Here is a 17733-nt window from a genome sequence, read left to right as displayed (position 1 = left end):
GGCAAGCGCCCGTTCGATACGGCACGGCGCTCAAAAACCGAACAGTGGCTGCAAGGTGCGCGCGAACCAGCCGGAGAATATCAACGGCGCGTCGGTGGCGGCCACGCAGATGCATGGCACCCCCGGCGAGGTCACCGGCTGATGCAGGGTCTCGCCATCGAGGTCGGCCACGTCGTCCGGGCCGAAATGTCCGAGCATGTCGTCGTAGGCGCCGTCCAGGATCATGGTCAGCTCGTTGCCGCCATGGCTGTGCAACGGCAGCTTGCTGCCCGGCGCGATGCGCAGCAGCATCAGATCGCCACCGCTGATGCCGCTGGCCAGGATGCGCTGCACGCCCGGCGCCACCCGGCGCCAGCGCAAGGCGCGCAGCGAGTTGCCGAACCATGGGTGCAGTGCGCTGGGCAGGCGATCAGGGTCGCGTGGTTCCAGAACGTCGAGCGGTGGCGCTGCCTGCGCGATGGCGGGCTCGTCGTCCAGCCGCGCCAGGATCGCCGCACGCGCATCTTCCGGCGGCGCCTCGACGCGTTGCTGCTGCATCAGCACGCCGCCGATCTGGTCGGCATCGTGCAGGCGTTCGCGGCATTCGGCGCAGCGTTCCAGGTGCGCGGAAGCCACGACGGCGAGTGCTGACGGCAGCGCGCCGGCGGAATAGCTGAGCAACGTGGCATCGTCGAGATGATGATTGGGCTTCATCGCGCGGCCCTCATGCTGACCTGCAGCTTCGCAAACGAGCGACGCAGCGAGGATTTGACCGAGCCCAGGGGCATCTCCAGTTCACGCGAAATCTCGCTGTGACTCTTGCTTTCGAGGTAACACATGCGTACCAGTTTGGCTTGGACGGGAGGGAGGCGATCGATCGCCTGCTTCAACTGATCCTGGTCGAAATGCGATTCCGGCTGCGAATCGTGCCGGTCCGATTCGGCCAGATCGAGCCGGTCCAGACCTTCCTGGATCGGCAGCCAGTGCGGCTCCTTGCGCACGTGGTCGATGTAGCGGTTGCGCGCCACGCGATACAGCCAGGTACCGAGGCTGGCGCGAGCCGGATCGAAAGTTGCGGCCTTGCGCCACAGCGTCAGCAATACATCCTGCACCAGTTCGTCGGCCACGGATTCAGGCACGCCCAGATTGCGCAGGTAGCGCTGCAGGCGCGGCGCGAAGTAGTCGTAGATGCGCATGAAGCTGGCCCGGTCGCGCTGCGTCGACACCGCGGCCATCTGTGTCGACCAGTACTGGGCATCAGGTGCGGCGCTATTTGCGACAACAGGCACGGGTCGTTTCGCCCGGAAGGGCGCTACCTCGGCAACAGTTTGATCTGGAACCATCATACGCACGTTTCCGCCGAAGCCGACCGGGTGAACAGCCCGTCGGGTGGACGGGCTTCATACCGGCTGAATACGGCGGCGAACGCGTTTCGGATGCATCCGGCCGATGCCGACATCCGATCATCGGACCGCGCTCAGGCCGAACCACGCTGCGTTGCGCCGTTGCCACGCAGGGCAACCTTGTGCGGCGTGCCCGGGGTCGCGGCGTTGATCGCGCCCTTGGCGATCACGGCGCCAGTCGGCTGGCCGGTGGGCGAGCCGCCGGTCGGTTCGACCGAGACGGCCAGCAACGCCGTGGTGCCCAGCCTCGCCACCAGCGCCGGATCGAGCGCAATCGTGGTCGGTTTGTCCAGCGCGATCATGCCGACCGAGATTGGCTTGCCGCCCGCGGGTATCAACCACAGTTCAGGGGCCTTGCCCGGTTCGAACGCCACCGGCGTGGCGGGCACCACCACCATGCGGCGGCGCTGCGGATCCATGGTGGCGGTCCAGCCGGTGCTGCCGTTGTCCTGCTGGATCGTCGCGGCCATGTAGCCCGCCTGCGTCTCGACCGGCGCGGGCGCGCGCGGCGGCAGGTTCACCACTACCAGCAGCGCCACGGCGGCTGCGGTGGCGCCCATGCCCAGCCAGTGCCAGAACGGCAGGTTGTTCCACAGACCCTTGCGCGCTGGCGTTGCCGCACGCGCGGGCGCATCCAGCTGCAGCGCATCGTGGATGCGCGCCCACACGTACGGCGGTGGTGTCACGTCCGCGATGGTGTCGGCCAATGGCAGCAGTCGGCGCTGCCACAGCGCCACGGCGGTGGCGGCCTCGTCCGAGACCATCACCTCACGGGCCACTTCGGCGCGTGTATCGGCGTCGAGCACGCCGAGCACATACTCCGCGTAGCGCAGGTTGTGGTTTCCTTCGTCGGCAGGTGTGTTCATGGGCTCAGGCGGATTGCTCCAGACAGGTGCGCAGTTGCATCAGGCTACGGCGGATCCAGCTTTTCATGGTTCCGAGCGGCACCTTGTAGCGTGACGCCAATTCGTTATACGTGGCTCCCGTGAAAAAGGCTTCACGCACCGAACTCTGCTGTTTCGGCTCCAGTTCGTCGAGACAGCGTTCGAGGCGCTGGTATTCCTGGCCCGTCTCGGCACCGGCCGCCGGAGTGGGCTGATCGTCGACCAGGGCATCCAGCTTGAAGGGGTCGTCCAGTTGTTCCTCGCGGTGCTGGCGCAGGCGGTCGATGGATTTGTTGCGCGACAACGTGACCAGCCAGGTGATCGCGCTGGCCTTGGCCGCGTCGAAGCTGGAAGCCCGACGCCATACCGTGGTGTAGGTCTCCTGCAGCACTTCCTCCGCTTCGCTGCGATCGCGCAGCATGCGCAGGCACACGCCGAACAGCTTGGACGAGGTGCGCTTGTACAGCTCGGCGAACGCTTTCTGGTCTTCGCGGCCGGTCTGGCGCAACAACTGATTCAGTTCTTCGCGCTCGGCCGGGGTACTGACGCTCATGGGCAAACCATCCTGTGATCGTGGCAAGGCTGCGCACATATCGCCGGAGCATGACGGGCAGCGTGTCTGCGCGACGTCGTGGTCGTCGACCCGGCGCAGCATGGCAGTTCGCCGGGCACGCTGACAAGCATGGGTTGGTAGGCGAGGACAGCTTCGTTTGCGATGATGGGGAACATGACCGAACGCAAATCGTTGATCGCCGCCCCGGCTCGCCTGGCCCGGCGCCTGCTGCCGTCCCCGCGTACCGCAGGTCGCGTACCGGACGCGCTGCCGGCCTTCGCCGTGCCAGCGGACGCAATCACCTGCCTGCCCGACCCCGCTGCCTTCCGGCAGACCCTGCTGCAGTTGATCGCCCGGGCCACCCGGCGCATCGTGCTCGTCACCTTGTACCTGCAGGACGACGATGCCGGCCGTGAAGTGCTGGATGCCCTCTATGCCGCCAAGTCAGCCCGGCCGGACCTGCAGATCTCGGTGTTCGTCGACTGGCATCGGGCCCAGCGGGGCCTGATCGGCAGGGACAAGAGCGAAGGCAATGCCGGCATGTATCGTGCCTATGCCGAGCGACTCGGCGACGGCGTGGCGATCTACGGCGTGCCGGTGCAGAACCGCGAGTTGTTCGGCGTGCTGCACCTGAAAGGCTTCGTGATCGACGATGCCCTGCTGTACAGCGGCGCCAGCCTCAATGATGTCTACCTGGCACGGCACGAACGTTATCGGCTCGACCGTTATCACCTGTTGCGGCATGCCGCACTGGCGGAGTCGATGGTCGGCTTCATGCAGCAACATCTCGCCGGCAGCGCCGCGGTGCAGCGGCTTAACGTGACGAACGTCCCCACCACGCGGAGCCTGCAGCCGGAGATCCGCCGCCTGCGCCAGCAATTGCAGCAGGCGAGCTACAACGTGCCACCCGAAATCCCGGCACCCGGCACGGTGGCAGTAACCCCATTGCTCGGCTTTGGCCGCAACGGCAACGTGCTCGACGCGGTGCTGCTGGCGTTGCTGCGCGGCACGCGCGAACGGGTCATCCTGCTGACTCCCTACTTCAACCTGCCCAGGCCGGTGCGGGCGCTGCTGGGGCAACTGCTGCGACGCGGTTGCCGCATCGACATCATGGTTGGCGACAAGACCGCCAGCGACTTCTTCATTCCACCCGGTCAGCCGTTCACCACGATCGGTTTGTTGCCCTATTTGTACGAGAACAACCTGCGCCGCTTCGCCCGCGCGCATCGACGGCAGATCGATGCCGGGCAGCTGAATCTCCACCTCTGGCGCGACGGCGACAACAGCTATCACCTGAAAGGGCTGTTCATCGACGATGACGTGGCCGTGCTTACCGGCCACAACCTCAATCCGCGCGCATGGTCTCTGGACTTGGAGAATGCCTTGTTGCTGCGCGATCCGGCGCGGCTGCTGCAAGCCAAGCATCAGGCCGAGTGGGCTGCACTGCGGCAGCATGCCACGCGACTCTCCGACTACCGCGCGCTGGAGAGTCCACGCCAATATCCGGCACCGGTGCGCAAGCAACTGAAGCGCCTCAATCGCACGCGGATCGACCGGTTGGTCAATCGATTGCTGTGACGATGCCGGACGCACCTGGCGTGGCTGGTCCTTGTCCTGTGCACGTAAGGCGGGCTGCGCCCGCCGTTCGCGCACATGGTGCGCTCCTGCACGCTGCAGCTACGGTCGGCAGGTGTCTGCGAGCCGGGCGAGGCGCAAGGCCAGCCAGCGCTGCACATCCGGCCATTCGCTGGCCAGGATCGAATAGCAGACGGTGTCGCGGATGCTGTTGTCGGGGCGGCGCTTGTGCGCGCGCAACACGCCATCGCGATGGGCGCCGAGGCGTTCGATCGCGCGTTGCGAATCGAGATTGCGATGGTCGGTGTGGAACTCCACCGCGACGCAGCCCAGTGATTCGAAAGCGTGCTGCAGCAAAAGGCGTTTGCAGGCGACGTTGAGATGGCTTTTCTGCCAGCGTCTGGCATACCAGGTGTAGCCGATGGCGATGCGCGGCAGATCAGGCACGAAGTCGTAGAAGCGGGTGGTGCCGACGATCTCGCCACTGCGCGCCTCGCGTACGGCAAATGGCAACATCAATCCGTCGGCGTGGCCCTGCAGCGCCTTTTCGATGTAGGTGCGGGATTGTCCGGGTGCCGGCACGCCGGTGAACCACAGATCCCACAACTTGCCGTCTGCCGCAGCCGAATCAAGTGCCGCCGCATGATCAAGTTGCAACGGTTCGAGCAGCACATGCTCGTCTTGCAGGCGAACCGGCGCGAGCGGACTTCTTGGGGCAGTCTGCTCAGGCATCGAGATCGGGTATCAGTTTGCTCTCCAGCCTGGCAATGTGATCCTTCAGCAGCAGCTTGCGTTTCTTCAGGCGGGTCAGTTGCAGTTCGTCGCGGCCGATGGAATGGGCCAGTTGTTCGATCGCCGTATCGAGGTCGCGGTGCTCCATGCGCAGTTCCGCGAGCATGTGAACAATTTCGGCGTGATCTTGAACCTGCATGGCAGCAACAGCCTCCGTGAGCATCCCCCGATTTTAGCGCGATGATTCCCGTCGCAGGGGAGGGTGGCCGATCTCCGTCTCCGAGGCGGGTCCGGTCCGGTTCATGGCGATCCGGGTCTTGGTATAGTCAGGGTTGGACATGTCTGGTCTGCCCCTTCCAGCCACCTCGCTTTGGGAGCACCCGTGCCATCGGGATGTGCCCGCGCCAGATGGCGTGCCGACCAGTCGCAGCCGCGCATGTCCGTTCCTTCACACCCACCCATCGAGTAGCAGACGTGTCTTACTTCGCCCCTGTTGAAATGGCCCCCGATGATCCGATCCTGGGCTTGACCGAGACCTATCTGGCGGACGCGCGCCCTCACAAGATCAATCTCGGTGTGGGCATTTATGTCGACGAGCAGGGCCAGATCCCGCTGATGCGCGCGGTGCACGAGGTGGAGCAGGCCATGACGGCCGCGGCAAGACCGCGTGGTTATCTGCCGATCGACGGCCTGCCGGCGTATATCCAGCTCACCCAGCAGCTGTTGTTCGGCACCGATTCGCCGCTGCTGCAGGCTGGCCGCGTGGCCACCGCGCAGACCATCGGCGGGAGTGCCGCGCTGCGCGTGGCGGCGGACCTGCTCAAGCAGATTGCCGGCGCCGGCGCGAAGATCGCGATCAGCAATCCCAGCTGGGGCAACCATCACGTGGTGTTCCGCACCGCCGGCTTCGAATTGCTGGACTATCGCTACTACGACCCGGCAACCCACGGCCTCGACTTCGCCGGCATGCTGGAAGACCTGGCCCGGCTGGAACCGGGCACCGTGGTGTTGCTGCATGCGTGCTGCCACAACCCCACCGGGGTCGATCTCACCGCGGAGCAGTGGCAGCAGACGATCGATCTGCTGAAAGAGCGCGGGTTGCTGCCATTCATCGACATGGCCTACCAGGGTTTCGACCAGGGCATTGCTGCCGATGCCACCGCCGTCCGCCTGCTGGCGGCCTCCGACACCAAGGCGTTCGTGGTGGCCAATTCCTATTCCAAGTCGTTCTCGCTGTATGGCGAGCGGGTCGGGGCGATTTCGATGGTGGGTGCCGATCGCGACGAAGCGGCGCGATTGCGCTCGAAGATCAAGCAGACCATCCGCGCCAACTATTCCAGCCCGGCCGCGCATGGCGCGGGCCTGGTCGCGGGCGTACTCGGCAGCAGCGAGTTGCGCGGGCGCTGGGAGCAGGAACTGGGCGAGATGCGCACGCGCATCCATGCCATGCGCGCGGGCCTGGTCGAACGGCTGGCCGCACATGGCGCGGCCGGGTTCGCCTTCGTGCAGAGCCAGGCCGGCATGTTCTCGTACTCGGGACTGAGCAAGGCGCAGGTGCTGCGTTTGCGCGAAGAACATGCCATTTACGCGCTCGACAGCGGGCGCATCTGCGTGGCCGCGCTCAACCGCGCGAACCTCGACACGGTGGCCGCGGCCGTGGCGGCGGTCACGCGCTGAATTTTCCCTGGCGTCATTCCAGCACCCTGGTCTTCCGGTTTTCCGGGCCACGGCTGGTGCCGGAATGACGGCAGCAACACATCGTGCCTCACGGCCATCATGATCCGGATACCGAATGTTCTTTCGCAATCTCACGCTGTTCCGTTTTTCTCCCGCCGTCGCCACCGATCTCGACCGACTCGATGAAGCACTGGGCGAGCATCGCCTGCGTCCCTGCGGCTCGCTGGAAATGTTCACCCGGGGTTTCGTGCCGCCGGTCGGCCGCGGCGAGGGCGAGCCGCTGACCCACACGGTCAAGCAATGCACCCTGTTCACCATGGGCGGCGAGGACAAGCTGCTGCCTGCCGCGGTCATCAATGACGAACTGCAGCGCAAGGTGCAGAAGATCGCCGAGGAAGAAGGGCGCAAGGTGGGCGGGCGCGAGCGCAAGCGGATCAAGGAGGATCTGTTGACCGAACTGTTGCCGCGCGCCTTCGTGCGGCAGTCGCGGATGTCCGCCTACGTCGACCGCAAGAACGGCTGGCTGGTGCTGGATACCTCCAGCCGCAAGTCCGCCGAGAACGCGTTGACCGAGGTGCGCGAGGCCCTGGGCAGCTTTCCCGCCGTGCCGCTGGCGCCGGAAGAAGGCCCGCGCGTGCTGATGACCGACTGGCTGGCCAACGGCAACCTGCCGGCCGGCCTGGCGCTGGGCGACGAGTGCGAATTGCGCGACCCGGCCACCGCCAGCGGCGCGATTGCGCGCTGCCGTCGCCAGGACCTGGATGCGGAGGAGGTGAAGGAGCACCTGCGCAATGGCAAGCAGGTGTTCATGCTGGGGCTCACCTTCGACGATCGCATCAACTTCGTGCTGGGCGAGGACCTGGTGATCCGCAAGCTGAAATTCCTCGACGTGGTGATGGACGAACTGGGTGACAGCCAGCAGGACGCCCATGCCGAGATGGATGCCAGCTTCGCCCTGCTCACGCTGGAGCTGGAGCGGTTGCTGGGCAAGCTGGAAGAGTGGTTCGGCCTGCCGCGTCCCACGGACGGCTGAGACGCCCGCCGGGCAAGGCCTCGCGCCAGGCGTGACACAAGTCCCTTGTGTCGGAGTGCTCGCTTCCCGGCATACTGTCCGTCCGGGCACGCGTCGCATGGCGCACGTGCTTGCCCGGCTGGATGGCACGGATCATGACGCAGCATCTCGAAGGCGATTGGCTGGAACTGGCGACCACGGGCGGCAACACCATCCGCGTGTTGAAGGCCGCCCACCCGCGTGCGCGGCGTTTGCGCCTGACGGTAACTCCGAAGGGCGCTCGCGTGTCGTATCCGCGCGGCACGCATCCGTCCCAGGTCAGCGCTTTCCTGCGCAGCCACGCCGAGTGGCTGGAGAAGAAGCTCGACGAACTGAACCTCAGCGTGAAGCCGCTGCCAGCGCTGCGCGTGGGTCATCCCTGCGTATTTCCCTTGCGCGGGGAAGAGGCGACGCTGGACTGGGCTGAAGGGGCCTATCCGAAAATCGAAACCTGCGCGCAGGGCCTGACCCTGGTGATCCCGCGCCCGCACAGCCGGGCCTTGCCGATCGCCCGCGGGCTGCTCGCTTCGCATCTGGAGGCGCTGATCCGGCGCGATGTCTCACGCTGGCTGGCCAGTTATGTGCCTCAACTGGGGCTGGCACCGACTTCGCTGCGGATTCGCCCGATGAAGAGCCTGTGGGGCAGCCTGGACACGCGCGACCGCATCAACCTCGACCTCGCGCTGGCGCTGGCACCCCCGGCGGCGCTGCGCTACGTGCTGGCCCACGAGCTGTGCCATCTCAAGGTGCGCAATCATTCGCCACGCTTCTGGCTTCAGGTGGAAAGCCTGTTTCCGCACTGGCGCGAACAGCGCGATTGGCTGCGCCAGCATGGGGCGATCCTCAAGGCCGAACTCGACCGGCTGATCGCCGACGTGGCGGATTGAAAGCCCTGTTGTTCGCGACCTGTCGCGCTCCGCACCGAACGTGCATGAGCGCACGCTGTTCGTGATGCACTGAACACCGAACACCGAACACCGCCGGGACCATCACGCCTGACCCGGCTCCAGCAAAGATGTAGCGATCAACTCAAACCTTGCGCGGCTGTCGCACGTAGCGCGTGCGCAGCAGGATATCCCAAAGTGGCGTGGTGACGCCGAAGTTGGTATCCGGATGGTAGTGGTGCACATGGTGCGCACCGGCCCAGCGGCGCAGCATGGGCTGTTTGAAGCGCACGTGGTGGATGATGAAGTGAACCAGGCCGTAGATGATGTAGCCGAACGTGATCGAGCCAGCCAGCAGCAGGGCGAACCCGGTCGGCATCAGCACCACCAGCAATCCGGTCAGGGCGAGCAGCACCACGGCCGGAAGAAAGAATGGCAGCGAGTCGTAGCCGAGCGGGCGCTCATGGTGCATGCGGTGGCCCTGCTCGAACAGCGGAATGCGGGTATGGAACATCCAGCGATGGAAGAAATACTCGATGAAGCTGAAGGCGAACAGCCCGAGCAGACAGGCCAGCAACGCGATCCAGGGCCCGCCCACGCCCCGGCGCCAGCCTTCGGCCAGCAACACCGCACCCAGCACCGTATCCAGGACCAGTTCGGCCCAGTAGTTGGCGGGAGTGGTGGACATGCGGGCGATCGCGTCCACGCCCGAGCGCAAGAGGCTTCGCTTCATCGATGCATTTTCGTGCAAGGCCGGTTGCCAGTTAGCAGGGTCATGCGTCCATTCTCCCATGTTGTTGGCAGCAATTCACAATACCTCAACACACTTCGGCCAGACCATAAACGTGCGGTTCAACTACCGCCATGACCCGGATCAGTGTGACAGCGCGAAACCGGTGAGGATCTGCGCCGTTTCCGAAGGCTTTTCCAGCATCGGCATGTGATTGCAGCCGCTGAGTGTACTCGTACTGATCGCCCTGGCGGCGGTGAGGCCGTTGCGCAGGCTGTCCAGTGCCGACAGGTCGACAATCCTGTCGTCGTGGCACCACATCCCCAGCACCGGCATGGTGAGTTGATCCAGCCGGTGCTGAATGGCCAGATATTGCGACGGTTGCCGCAGCGCGTCGAAGGTGCGCTGAATGAATGCGTGGTCATGCTGGTTGCGCTTGACCAGCACGTCGACAAAGCGGCCCGGGATCTCCGGCGGCTTCTCGAATGCCAGCGCCATGGCCCGGGCAAACCCTGCGTGATCGTCGAACAGGAACGGGTCCTTGCCGGCCATCGCTTCCCGGTCGAACGTATTCGGTGTGGATTTCAGGCCGAATGCGTCGACCAGGGCCAGCCCGGCCACATGATCCGGGTGATCCGCCGCGTACACTCCCGCGATCGCGCCGCCCATCGAGTGACCGACCAACAGGAAGCGATTCAGGTGCAACTCCTGCACGAACGTATCGAGGCGCGCGGCCTGCGTGTCGATGTCGTAGTTGGCCTCCGCGCTGCGCGACGATTCACCCCAGCCTGGCAGGTCGGGAATGATCAGGTGGAAATGTGGCGTCAGCAGCCTGGCCACCGGCAACCAGACCTCCTTGTCGCTGGCGAAACCGTGCAGCAGCACGATGGTCGGGCCGGTGCCGCCTTCGTAGTAGACCCAGCGGGTATCGCCGGCCTGGATCGACCGTTTCTCCAGCTTCGCCGCCATCGCCTCGCGCATGAAGTTGGCACGCATCAGCCATTGCGGCGCGAACAGGTAGCTGCCGCCCAGCACGATGACCAGCACCGCCACCAGCCAGGCCAGAAACTTCAGGCGGCGACGCAGCATGTGTTTCCAGAGTGGGGTGGTGGCGATGGTTGGTGCGGGCATCAGGCTTCCTGGTCTGCTGGCGGCGGGTTACGTGCTTTTCCGGACGAGGGCCGGCGGGCGATCAGTGCGGTTTGTCCGCCTTCTTCTCCGGCTGCTTCGCCTTGGCGATGATGCCTTCGACCACCTTCTGCGTCAGTGGGTGGTAACCGGGCTTGGCCTTGGCATAGACCTGCTCGGCGTAGGCGAGTCCCTCGGGGGTCTTCACCAGTGCCTTGTACAACGGCGTGGTGAGGTAGATCCGGCCGATCCGGATCATGTGCTCGCCCGCGGCCGGCCACACGGCCTTGTCGCCCGCGGCAATGGCGTGGCTGTACCAGCGCATCCCGATCTCGGCGTTCGGCGTGCCGGTGAGGTGCCAGGCGCTATCCAGTTGCTGCATCTTGTCCAGCGGCGGCGCGTCGGGCAGGCGATCGAGGAAGTACATCCACTCCTGCGTGTTCCAGCTTTTCGCGTCCAGCTTGTCGGCGGCCAGGGTGCCGGCCAGGAACCCGCTGCGCTCCTTGTCGATGGCGTCGAAACGGGGCGAGTCGGGCAGCGGCGCATCCTTGGGGATGCCAGTGCCATAGACCCACTCGCGCACCTCGGCCCAGCTCATCTTGCCGGGGTACTTCTCGATCAGGTTGGGCTTCATGTAATCGAGCATTTGCTCGGTGGTGATGCTGTGCCAGGCAAAGTGCTTGAAATAGCCCTTGAGGTAGGTGTCGAAATCCTTGCGGCCGAAGCGCTGCTCCAGCGTGCGCAGGAACCACGAGCCCTTGTCGTAGGCCACGTCCGACAGCGAGTCATCGGCGCCCACGCCGCGCGGATCGGGTGCCAGCTTCTGCGAGTTGGCGGGCATGTCGCCGATGCTCTTCTGCAGTGCGCGTGCCGACAGCAGCGCCTCCTCGTTGGCCTGGCGCTCGCCATACACCGCCTCGGTGATGCGGCCCTGCACGTAGGTGGTGAACCCTTCGTTGAGCCAGATGTCGCGCCATGCCGCGGCGGTGACCAGGTTGCCCGACCAGGAGTGCGCCAGCTCATGCGAGACCAGTGAGACCAGGCTCTTGTCGCCGACAAGCACGGTCGGCGTGGCGAAGGTCATGTTCGGGTTTTCCATGCCGCCGAACGGGAACGACGGCGGCAGCACCAGGATGTCGTAGCGGCCCCAGGCATACGGGCCGTACAGCTTCTCGGTCGCCTCGATCAGTTTCTCGGTGTCCTCGAATTCGTGGGCGGCCTTGCCCACCACCGACGGCTCGGCGTAGACGGCCGAGCGAGGCCCGGTCTCCTCCACCGCGAGGTCACCGGCGGCAATCGCCAAGAGGTAGGACGGAATCGGGTGTGGCTGGTCGAAGCGGAAATCGCCATCCAGCGGATGCTTTGCGTCGTTGAGCGCGCTCATCACCACGCGAATGTTCTTCGGCGCGGTGACATGCGCGTCATAGGTGAAGCGGATCGCCGGGGAATCCTGCAGCGGCACCCACGAGCGTGCGTGGATCGACTCGGACTGCGAGAACATGAAGGGCGCCTTCTTGTCCGCCGTCTGTGCCGGGGTCAGCCATTGCAGGCCGGAGGCCTTGGGCGAGGTGGTGTAGACGATGCGCACTTGCGCCGGGTGCTTCGGGGCAGTGATTGTGAGCTTGCTGCCGAGTTCCTTGTCACGCGGCGCGAGTGCGTACTTCAGCGCCCTGGACTTGCCGCCGGCGTCGATGGCACTGATCGAGGCGATCTTCAGGTCACGGGTATCCAGCACCAGTGACGGCGCCGCCGGGTCCTTCCAGTCCAGCTTCAGCGTCGCCACGCCATCGAGCTGCTTGTGCGCGAAGTCCACCTTCAGGTCGAGATCCAGATGGGTCACGACCACCTGGTCGGGCTGTGCATAGGAATGGGGATCATTGGCATGGGCGGCCAGCGGCAGCATCAGCGTACCGAGGGCGAGAACAGGCAGCAGGCGCATGGGGAACTCTCGTGCCGGGAAACCCCGAGTATGCCATTGCGCCGAGCGATGCCGCCTGTGACTAAAGGCCCGGGCGGGCTGCCGTGGCTGCGCGGTTCCTCTGTCGTTCGATACTTCGCCAGCGCTTTCCTAAGGCAGTTCGCGGGCAGAGCTGGGGTCGATGGAATACGGATGCATGGTGGCCAGAAAGCCGGGTTGTGCCTCCACCCGTGCGATCCACGCGCGAAAATGCGTGCAGGTTTCAAGCGACAGTCCAGCTTCCTCCGCGCGACTGCCATAGGCGAACATTGCCATGTCGGCAATGCCGTAGGTTTCGCCGGCGATGAATGGCCGCGTCACCAGCTCTGCTTCGAGGATCGCCAGCGAACGTTCGCCGGCCCTTCGCTTCGCCTCGATCAGGCCGGGCTCACGTCGTGCCAGCTTGCCGGTCAGCGTCCAGTGACGCAGCGCGCCTATCACCGACTCCACCCGCTCCTGCTCGAAATGCAGCCATTGCTGCACTTTCGCTTGCCCGAACGCGTCTGTTGGCAGATAGACGCTGCCCTCGGCGAGGTAGCGCAGGATTGCGTTCGACTCCGCCAACACACGACCGTCATCGAGTCGAATCGCCGGTACGGTGCCGGTGGGATTGATCTGCCGGTACTCCGTCGTCTGCCCCTCTCCGTCGAAGATGCTCACCGGTATCGTGCGGTACGGCTTATTCAGGTGATTGAGCAGCAGACGCACCTTCCACGCATTCTGCGACGGCAGATAGTCGAACAATGTCAGCATGGCGCTTTCCGGGCGAAAGTTGGAAAGCGCGAAGCTTCACACCGCATGCCGACGCAAGCCATCCGTTTCTTGCGCCGACGTCAGCAATAGCGATCGGCGAGGAGATCGGTCGCCTGCACCAGCTGATCCACGATCGCCGGATCGGCCGCGCTGTGGCCGGCCAGCACCATGTGCAGGCTGGCTTCGGGCCAGGCCCGGCTCAGGTCCCAGGCGCTGACGGCCGGGCAGATGATGTCGTAGCGGCCTTGCACGATGGTGGCCGGGATATGCCGGATGCGTTCGACATCGCGCAGCAACTGGTCGGGTTCGAGAAAGAGCGCATGGCGAAAGTAGTGCGCTTCGACGAGGGCCACGCTGACGGCATGATGGGGATCCTCGAAGATGCCTTCAGCGTCCGGGTCGTGGACCAGCGTGGTGCTGCCGCCTTCCCATGCACTCCAGGCTTGCGCCGCGGCGAGCCGGGTAGCCTCGTCGGAGCTGTTCAGCCGCTGCCAGTAGGCATCGGTCAGCGCGCCACGTTCCTCGGGCGGGATGAAGTCGCGAAAGCGCGCCCAGCGTTCGGGAAAGATCTGTGCGGCGCCACCATCCATCTCGTTGAACCAGCGCAATTCCTGCGGTCGTCCGAGAAAGATGCCGCGAAGCACGATGCCCAGGCTTCGTTCCGGATGCGCCTGCGCGTAGGCCAGGGCCAGGGTCGAACCCCACGAGCCGCCGAACACCACCCAGCGGTCGATGCCCAGATGCTCGCGGATGGCCTCGATGTCCGCGACCAGGTGCGCGGTGGTGTTGTCGGTGAGCTCGGCGAAGGGCGTCGACTTCCCGCATCCGCGCTGGTCGAACAGCACGATGTGGTAGCGCGCCGGATCAAAGAAGCGGCGGTGATAGGTGGAGAGCCCCGCCCCGGGGCCGCCGTGCAGGAACACCACCGGCAGGCCGGCCGCATTGCCGCACTCTTCCACGTGCAAGGTGTGCAGCGCATCGACCGCCAGACGATGGGTCTGGTACGGCTCGATCTCGGGGTACAGCTCGCGCATGGTTTGGACTCCCTGGATCAACTTGGTTCGAATTGCAGCGCAGCGGTGAGGTCCCCGGGCGGAGGCCCGCCAGCGGCAATCATCGAGGCGTCACGCAATTTCAGGCCGGGCAGTTTATTCAGGCTGAAACGGCGGGTGATGAAGCGCAGGATCGAGCCGGTGTCGTAGATGGTGTGGTCGACAAAGCCCTTCTTCGCATGCGGCGACACGATGATCGCCGGGATGCGTGTACCCGGCCCCCAGCGGTCGCCCTTGGGCGGCGCCACGTGGTCCCACCAGCCGCCGTTCTCGTCCACCGTGAGCACCACCAGCATGTGTGGCCATTGCGGGCTCTTTCGCAGCGCCTCGATCACCTGCGCCAGGTGCTCGTCTCCGTCCTCGACGCTGGCATAGCCGGCATGCATGTTGAGGTTGCCTTGCGGTTTGTAGAACGCGACCGCTGGCAGCGTGCCGGCTTCGGCGGCGGCGACGAAGTGGTTGCTGTCGGCCGTGCTGCCAGTGCCGGCGTCGCGCAAGTGCTGCCGGCGTGCCGCGGTGCCGGGCGCGAATTGGCGGAAGTAGTTGAACGGTTGATGATGGGGTTGGAAATCCGGGGCTTGCGGAAATTCCTTGTGGTCGCCCTGGCCGCGGCCCTCCAGCGCAAGTTGCCACGCACCGGCGTACCAGGCCCAGTCGACGCCGCTTCGCGAAAGCATATCGCCGATGGTCAGGTGCATTTGCGGTGGCAGGGTATTCGGGCTGCCGGCATCGGCCAGCTGCGGATCTTGCGGGTCCTGATTGAAGCCCGGTGCATAGGCCGGGCCGATGGTGTTGACCGCCCAGAAATCGGGCGTGAGCGCATCGTGAGATGCCCACTGCGGTCGCCCCTGCATGGCGCTGGCTGGCGAATCCTCGGCCAGCTTTGGCCGGATACTGCTGGGGTCATCGCCCTGCATGACGGCGATCTGGAACTTCGCAGGACTCTGGTCGGCATCAGGATAAAACGGCGGTTGTGCAGCGGCCAGGTATTGGTGATTGAGGAACGAGCCGCCAAATGCACCCATGAAGAAGTTGTCGCAGAGGGTGAATTGCCGGGCAATTTGCCACAGCCGCAACTGCTTCGCGCTGTCGGCGTAGTGGCCCATCACCATCGCACCGGTGTTGCCCCACGCGACGAAGCCGTCGTTGCGACCGCCGTTGATCTGCAACTGGTTTTCATAGAATCGGTGGATCAGATCGCGCGTGATCACATCGTGCGGCAGCGGTGCGCCTTGCGGCGTGCGCAGCGCAAAGGGCTGGTTGGGCAGGCCGACGATGGCCTTTTCGTCGATATGGTAGTGGCGACCATCGACGGTCTGCGGCTTGGGCACCAGGCCGCTCCAGATGGGCGGCAGCATTGTCAGCAAGGTGCCGTCGCGATCGCGCTGGCGGTACTCGGGCGAGTCAAGCGCTTTCAGCGGGCGTTCCAGCCCCGGGAAGCCGGCAAACAAGTTGTTGAAGCTCCGGTTTTCGGCGTACAGCACGACCACGGTGTGGATGTGCTCGCGCAGCTTGGCGTCCAGCGCGGCGTCATCCGGTGTCGTCGCGGTCGCGCCGCCGTGGCAACCACCGAGCGTGACAGCCGCACCCGCCAGCGCGATGCCGCCGAGCAGGCGGCGACGTTCCGGGTTGCTGGGCTTGTCCCGCTCGGGGTTATCCGGTTTGTCAGTCATGGGTCGAGAATACCGTCACGGCATTGGCGTGATGCGAGTCGACGGGCAGAGCCCGCCCTACAACACCGCGGTGTAGGGCGGGCTCTGCCCGCCGGCACTTCCAAAAAGTGGTGGCTGGATTCATATCCACTGACCGCATCAAACGAGGTTCACGAGCGTGGTGCCGCCTCGTCATAGAAGCGCGCCAGGTCGGCCTTGACCTGCTTCAGCGCATCCACGTCGAAATAGATCATGTGCCCCGAGGCATAGAAACCATATTCGATATTCTTGCGGATCGCCGGATCCAGGCTGAGGTGACCGAGGTCGAACTCGGTGGCGTAGAACGGTGTGGCCAGATCGTAGTAGCCGTTGGCGGAGAACACCTTCAGGTGCGGATTGCGTCGCATGGTGTCGGCCAGATCGCTGCCCACGTAGGGCGCCTGCGGAAAGCGCTCGTTCTTGCGCTTCCAGTCCCAATTGCGGTTGATCACGCCGTAGTTGTTGGGCAGGTAGGCGTGGTCGCCGGTGTATTTGAGATCGCTTTCCACGTACTGGTTCAAGGCGGCCAGATAGGCGCCGGTGGCAGCATCGCTGGCGGCGTCGCCATCAGGCGTTTCGCCAGCGGCGTCCGGATCGATGCCTTCGAAACGGCCGTCCAGACGTCCCACCGTGCGGCGCTGGTCGCGCAGCAGTTCCTTGCGGAAACGACTGGGATCGATGCGCAGGTTCGCTTCCTTGATATAGGTGGTCGACAGCCCGGTGTACTGGCTGAGCTGGGTGGCGATGCGGTCGGCTTCGGCCGGCGTGATCGCGTCGCCCTTGGCCAACGCCAGGGTGTAGTCGGTACTGGCGAAGTGGCGCACGGTGTTCATGAAGCCGGCCAGGTCGGCGGGTTTGTTCGGCACCTTGTCGTGGTACCAGGCGATCGCTGCCTCGGTCGGCAGGTTGACGATGTAGCCATGGTCCACGCCGGTGTTGGCCCATACGCTGAAATCCAGGATCGAGGACATCAGCACGATGCCGTTGAGCTCCATGCCCTGATCCTGCAACACCTTGGCCAGGATCGCCGAGCGCGTGGTGCCGTAGCTCTCGCCGAACAGGAACTTCGGCGAGTTCCAGCGGTGGTTGTCGCCGATGTAACGGGTGATGAACTTGGCGAACGCGTCGGCGTCCTGGTCCAGGCCGTAGAAGTCCTTGCCCTTGGCGTCGCCGACCAGTTGCGAATAGCCGGTGCCCGGCGCGTCGATGAAGACCAGATCGGATTTGTCGAGCAGGCTGTACTGGTTCGGCACGGTCGTGTAGGGCGGCGGCGGGATCGGCTTGTCGCCCTGGTTGGCGACCCGCACCGGTCCGAACGAGCCCATGTGCAGCCACATGCTGGAGGAGCCCGGACCGCCATTGAACAGGAAGGTAACCGGCCGATTGGCCGACTTGTCGCCGTCGACGGTGTAGGCCACGTAGAACATGCTGACCGTCGGCTTGCCCTTGTCATCGTTGATCAGCAAGGTGCCGGTGGTGGCCTTGTAGGCGATGTTGCGACCGTCGATGCGCACGCTGTGCGAGGTCACCACCTTGCGTTCGGGCGGAATCGGCAAGGCGTCCTTCTTGTCGGCGTGTGCCTTGGTGTCTGGCTTGGGCGCATCGGCGGCATGGATCGGGCCGGCCAGACCGAGCAGTGCGGTCAGTGCGAGGGGAGCGAGCAGTGAATGGCGCATGGTCGTGA

At 65.0% G+C, this 17733-nt stretch carries 17 protein-coding genes; 4 read left to right on the top strand and 13 right to left on the bottom strand.

The window, feature by feature from the left end:
• Window positions 1–30 precede the first annotated feature (30 nt).
• The 4 genes from AC0L58_RS14910 to AC0L58_RS14895 form a co-directional block, all read right to left on the bottom strand.
• On the bottom strand, window positions 31–693 hold the full coding sequence (locus AC0L58_RS14910; RefSeq protein ID WP_473684746.1) for a ChrR family anti-sigma-E factor: 663 nt from the start codon (window positions 691–693) through the stop codon (window positions 31–33).
• A complete protein-coding gene (locus AC0L58_RS14905) occupies window positions 690–1325 on the bottom strand; it encodes a sigma-70 family RNA polymerase sigma factor (RefSeq protein ID WP_473684744.1) in 636 nt (211 codons plus the stop codon). Before AC0L58_RS14905 ends, AC0L58_RS14910 begins: the two co-directional genes overlap by 4 nt.
• Window positions 1326–1456: 131 nt before the next feature.
• Window positions 1457–2248, bottom strand: a complete 792-nt coding sequence (locus tag AC0L58_RS14900) for an anti-sigma factor (RefSeq protein WP_473684742.1) — start codon at window positions 2246–2248, stop codon at window positions 1457–1459.
• Between the two features lie 4 nt (window positions 2249–2252).
• Entirely contained in the window at window positions 2253–2819 is a 567-nt protein-coding gene (locus AC0L58_RS14895; RefSeq protein ID WP_473684740.1) for a sigma-70 family RNA polymerase sigma factor, read from the bottom strand.
• Between the two features lie 174 nt (window positions 2820–2993).
• Between AC0L58_RS14895 and pssA the strand changes: the two genes are divergently transcribed.
• Window positions 2994–4397, top strand: coding sequence for a CDP-diacylglycerol--serine O-phosphatidyltransferase (pssA, locus tag AC0L58_RS14890; protein ID WP_473684738.1), 1404 nt, complete (start codon window positions 2994–2996; stop codon window positions 4395–4397).
• Window positions 4398–4496: 99 nt separating this feature from the next.
• Here the strand turns inward: pssA and AC0L58_RS14885 are convergent, their stop codons facing one another.
• On the bottom strand, window positions 4497–5126 hold the full coding sequence (locus AC0L58_RS14885) for a GNAT family N-acetyltransferase (protein ID WP_473684736.1): 630 nt from the start codon (window positions 5124–5126) through the stop codon (window positions 4497–4499).
• Window positions 5119–5325, bottom strand: a complete 207-nt coding sequence (locus AC0L58_RS14880; protein ID WP_473684734.1) for a YdcH family protein — start codon at window positions 5323–5325, stop codon at window positions 5119–5121. Before AC0L58_RS14880 ends, AC0L58_RS14885 begins: the two co-directional genes overlap by 8 nt.
• Window positions 5326–5600: 275 nt before the next feature.
• Between AC0L58_RS14880 and AC0L58_RS14875 the strand changes: the two genes are divergently transcribed.
• The 3 genes from AC0L58_RS14875 to AC0L58_RS14865 all read left to right on the top strand — a co-directional run bounded on the left by AC0L58_RS14875 (window position 5601) and on the right by AC0L58_RS14865 (window position 8741).
• Complete coding sequence (locus AC0L58_RS14875) at window positions 5601–6803, top strand: amino acid aminotransferase (protein ID WP_473684732.1); 1203 nt, start codon at window positions 5601–5603, stop codon at window positions 6801–6803.
• Window positions 6804–6918: 115 nt separating this feature from the next.
• Window positions 6919–7836, top strand: coding sequence for a recombination-associated protein RdgC (locus AC0L58_RS14870; protein WP_473684730.1), 918 nt, complete (start codon window positions 6919–6921; stop codon window positions 7834–7836).
• Window positions 7837–7970: 134 nt separating this feature from the next.
• Window positions 7971–8741 carry a M48 family metallopeptidase gene (locus AC0L58_RS14865; protein ID WP_473684728.1) on the top strand — a complete coding sequence of 257 codons (771 nt, stop codon included), beginning with the start codon at window positions 7971–7973 and terminating at the stop codon, window positions 8739–8741.
• A gap of 142 nt (window positions 8742–8883) precedes the next feature.
• Here the strand turns inward: AC0L58_RS14865 and AC0L58_RS14860 are convergent, their stop codons facing one another.
• From AC0L58_RS14860 to AC0L58_RS14830, 7 genes are all read right to left on the bottom strand, one after another.
• Entirely contained in the window at window positions 8884–9471 is a 588-nt protein-coding gene (locus AC0L58_RS14860) for a sterol desaturase family protein (RefSeq protein ID WP_473684726.1), read from the bottom strand.
• Window positions 9472–9612: 141 nt separating this feature from the next.
• The gene (locus AC0L58_RS14855) at window positions 9613–10557 is read right to left on the bottom strand and encodes an alpha/beta fold hydrolase (protein WP_473688756.1); all 945 of its coding nucleotides are present in this window, start codon (window positions 10555–10557) and stop codon (window positions 9613–9615) included.
• 103 nt (window positions 10558–10660) lie between these two features.
• Entirely contained in the window at window positions 10661–12535 is a 1875-nt protein-coding gene (locus AC0L58_RS14850) for a M1 family metallopeptidase (RefSeq protein ID WP_473684724.1), read from the bottom strand.
• 129 nt (window positions 12536–12664) lie between these two features.
• Complete coding sequence (locus AC0L58_RS14845; RefSeq protein WP_473684722.1) at window positions 12665–13306, bottom strand: glutathione S-transferase family protein; 642 nt, start codon at window positions 13304–13306, stop codon at window positions 12665–12667.
• An 80-nt stretch (window positions 13307–13386) separates the two neighbouring features.
• A complete protein-coding gene (gene pip, locus AC0L58_RS14840) occupies window positions 13387–14340 on the bottom strand; it encodes a prolyl aminopeptidase (RefSeq protein WP_473684720.1) in 954 nt (317 codons plus the stop codon).
• A 17-nt stretch (window positions 14341–14357) separates the two neighbouring features.
• Complete coding sequence (gene acpA, locus AC0L58_RS14835; RefSeq protein ID WP_473684718.1) at window positions 14358–16031, bottom strand: acid phosphatase; 1674 nt, start codon at window positions 16029–16031, stop codon at window positions 14358–14360.
• 149 nt (window positions 16032–16180) lie between these two features.
• Window positions 16181–17725, bottom strand: coding sequence for a S10 family peptidase (locus AC0L58_RS14830; RefSeq protein WP_473684716.1), 1545 nt, complete (start codon window positions 17723–17725; stop codon window positions 16181–16183).
• Between the last annotated feature and the right edge of the window lie 8 nt (window positions 17726–17733).

The organism is Rhodanobacter sp. G2-10, assembly GCF_055809185.1.
This window is presented reverse-complemented; position numbering and strand designations above follow the sequence as displayed.

What these genes read in the sequence shown, in the direction of transcription:
- AC0L58_RS14900 (WP_473684742.1), bottom strand. Translation starts at nt 2,248, where the DNA reads ATGAACACACCTGCCGACGAAGGAAACCACAACCTGCGCTACGCGGAG.
- AC0L58_RS14880 (WP_473684734.1), bottom strand. Translation starts at nt 5,325, where the DNA reads ATGCAGGTTCAAGATCACGCCGAAATTGTTCACATGCTCGCGGAACTG.
- AC0L58_RS14885 (WP_473684736.1), bottom strand. Translation starts at nt 5,126, where the DNA reads ATGCCTGAGCAGACTGCCCCAAGAAGTCCGCTCGCGCCGGTTCGCCTG.
- AC0L58_RS14855 (WP_473688756.1), bottom strand. Translation starts at nt 10,557, where the DNA reads ATGCTGCGTCGCCGCCTGAAGTTTCTGGCCTGGCTGGTGGCGGTGCTG.
- AC0L58_RS14845 (WP_473684722.1), bottom strand. Translation starts at nt 13,306, where the DNA reads ATGCTGACATTGTTCGACTATCTGCCGTCGCAGAATGCGTGGAAGGTG.
- pssA (WP_473684738.1), top strand. Translation starts at nt 2,994, where the DNA reads ATGACCGAACGCAAATCGTTGATCGCCGCCCCGGCTCGCCTGGCCCGG.
- AC0L58_RS14850 (WP_473684724.1), bottom strand. Translation starts at nt 12,535, where the DNA reads ATGCGCCTGCTGCCTGTTCTCGCCCTCGGTACGCTGATGCTGCCGCTG.
- pip (WP_473684720.1), bottom strand. Translation starts at nt 14,340, where the DNA reads ATGCGCGAGCTGTACCCCGAGATCGAGCCGTACCAGACCCATCGTCTG.
- AC0L58_RS14895 (WP_473684740.1), bottom strand. Translation starts at nt 2,819, where the DNA reads ATGAGCGTCAGTACCCCGGCCGAGCGCGAAGAACTGAATCAGTTGTTG.
- AC0L58_RS14870 (WP_473684730.1), top strand. Translation starts at nt 6,919, where the DNA reads ATGTTCTTTCGCAATCTCACGCTGTTCCGTTTTTCTCCCGCCGTCGCC.
- AC0L58_RS14910 (WP_473684746.1), bottom strand. Translation starts at nt 693, where the DNA reads ATGAAGCCCAATCATCATCTCGACGATGCCACGTTGCTCAGCTATTCC.
- AC0L58_RS14860 (WP_473684726.1), bottom strand. Translation starts at nt 9,471, where the DNA reads ATGAAGCGAAGCCTCTTGCGCTCGGGCGTGGACGCGATCGCCCGCATG.
- AC0L58_RS14905 (WP_473684744.1), bottom strand. Translation starts at nt 1,325, where the DNA reads ATGATGGTTCCAGATCAAACTGTTGCCGAGGTAGCGCCCTTCCGGGCG.
- AC0L58_RS14865 (WP_473684728.1), top strand. Translation starts at nt 7,971, where the DNA reads ATGACGCAGCATCTCGAAGGCGATTGGCTGGAACTGGCGACCACGGGC.
- acpA (WP_473684718.1), bottom strand. Translation starts at nt 16,031, where the DNA reads ATGACTGACAAACCGGATAACCCCGAGCGGGACAAGCCCAGCAACCCG.
- AC0L58_RS14830 (WP_473684716.1), bottom strand. Translation starts at nt 17,725, where the DNA reads ATGCGCCATTCACTGCTCGCTCCCCTCGCACTGACCGCACTGCTCGGT.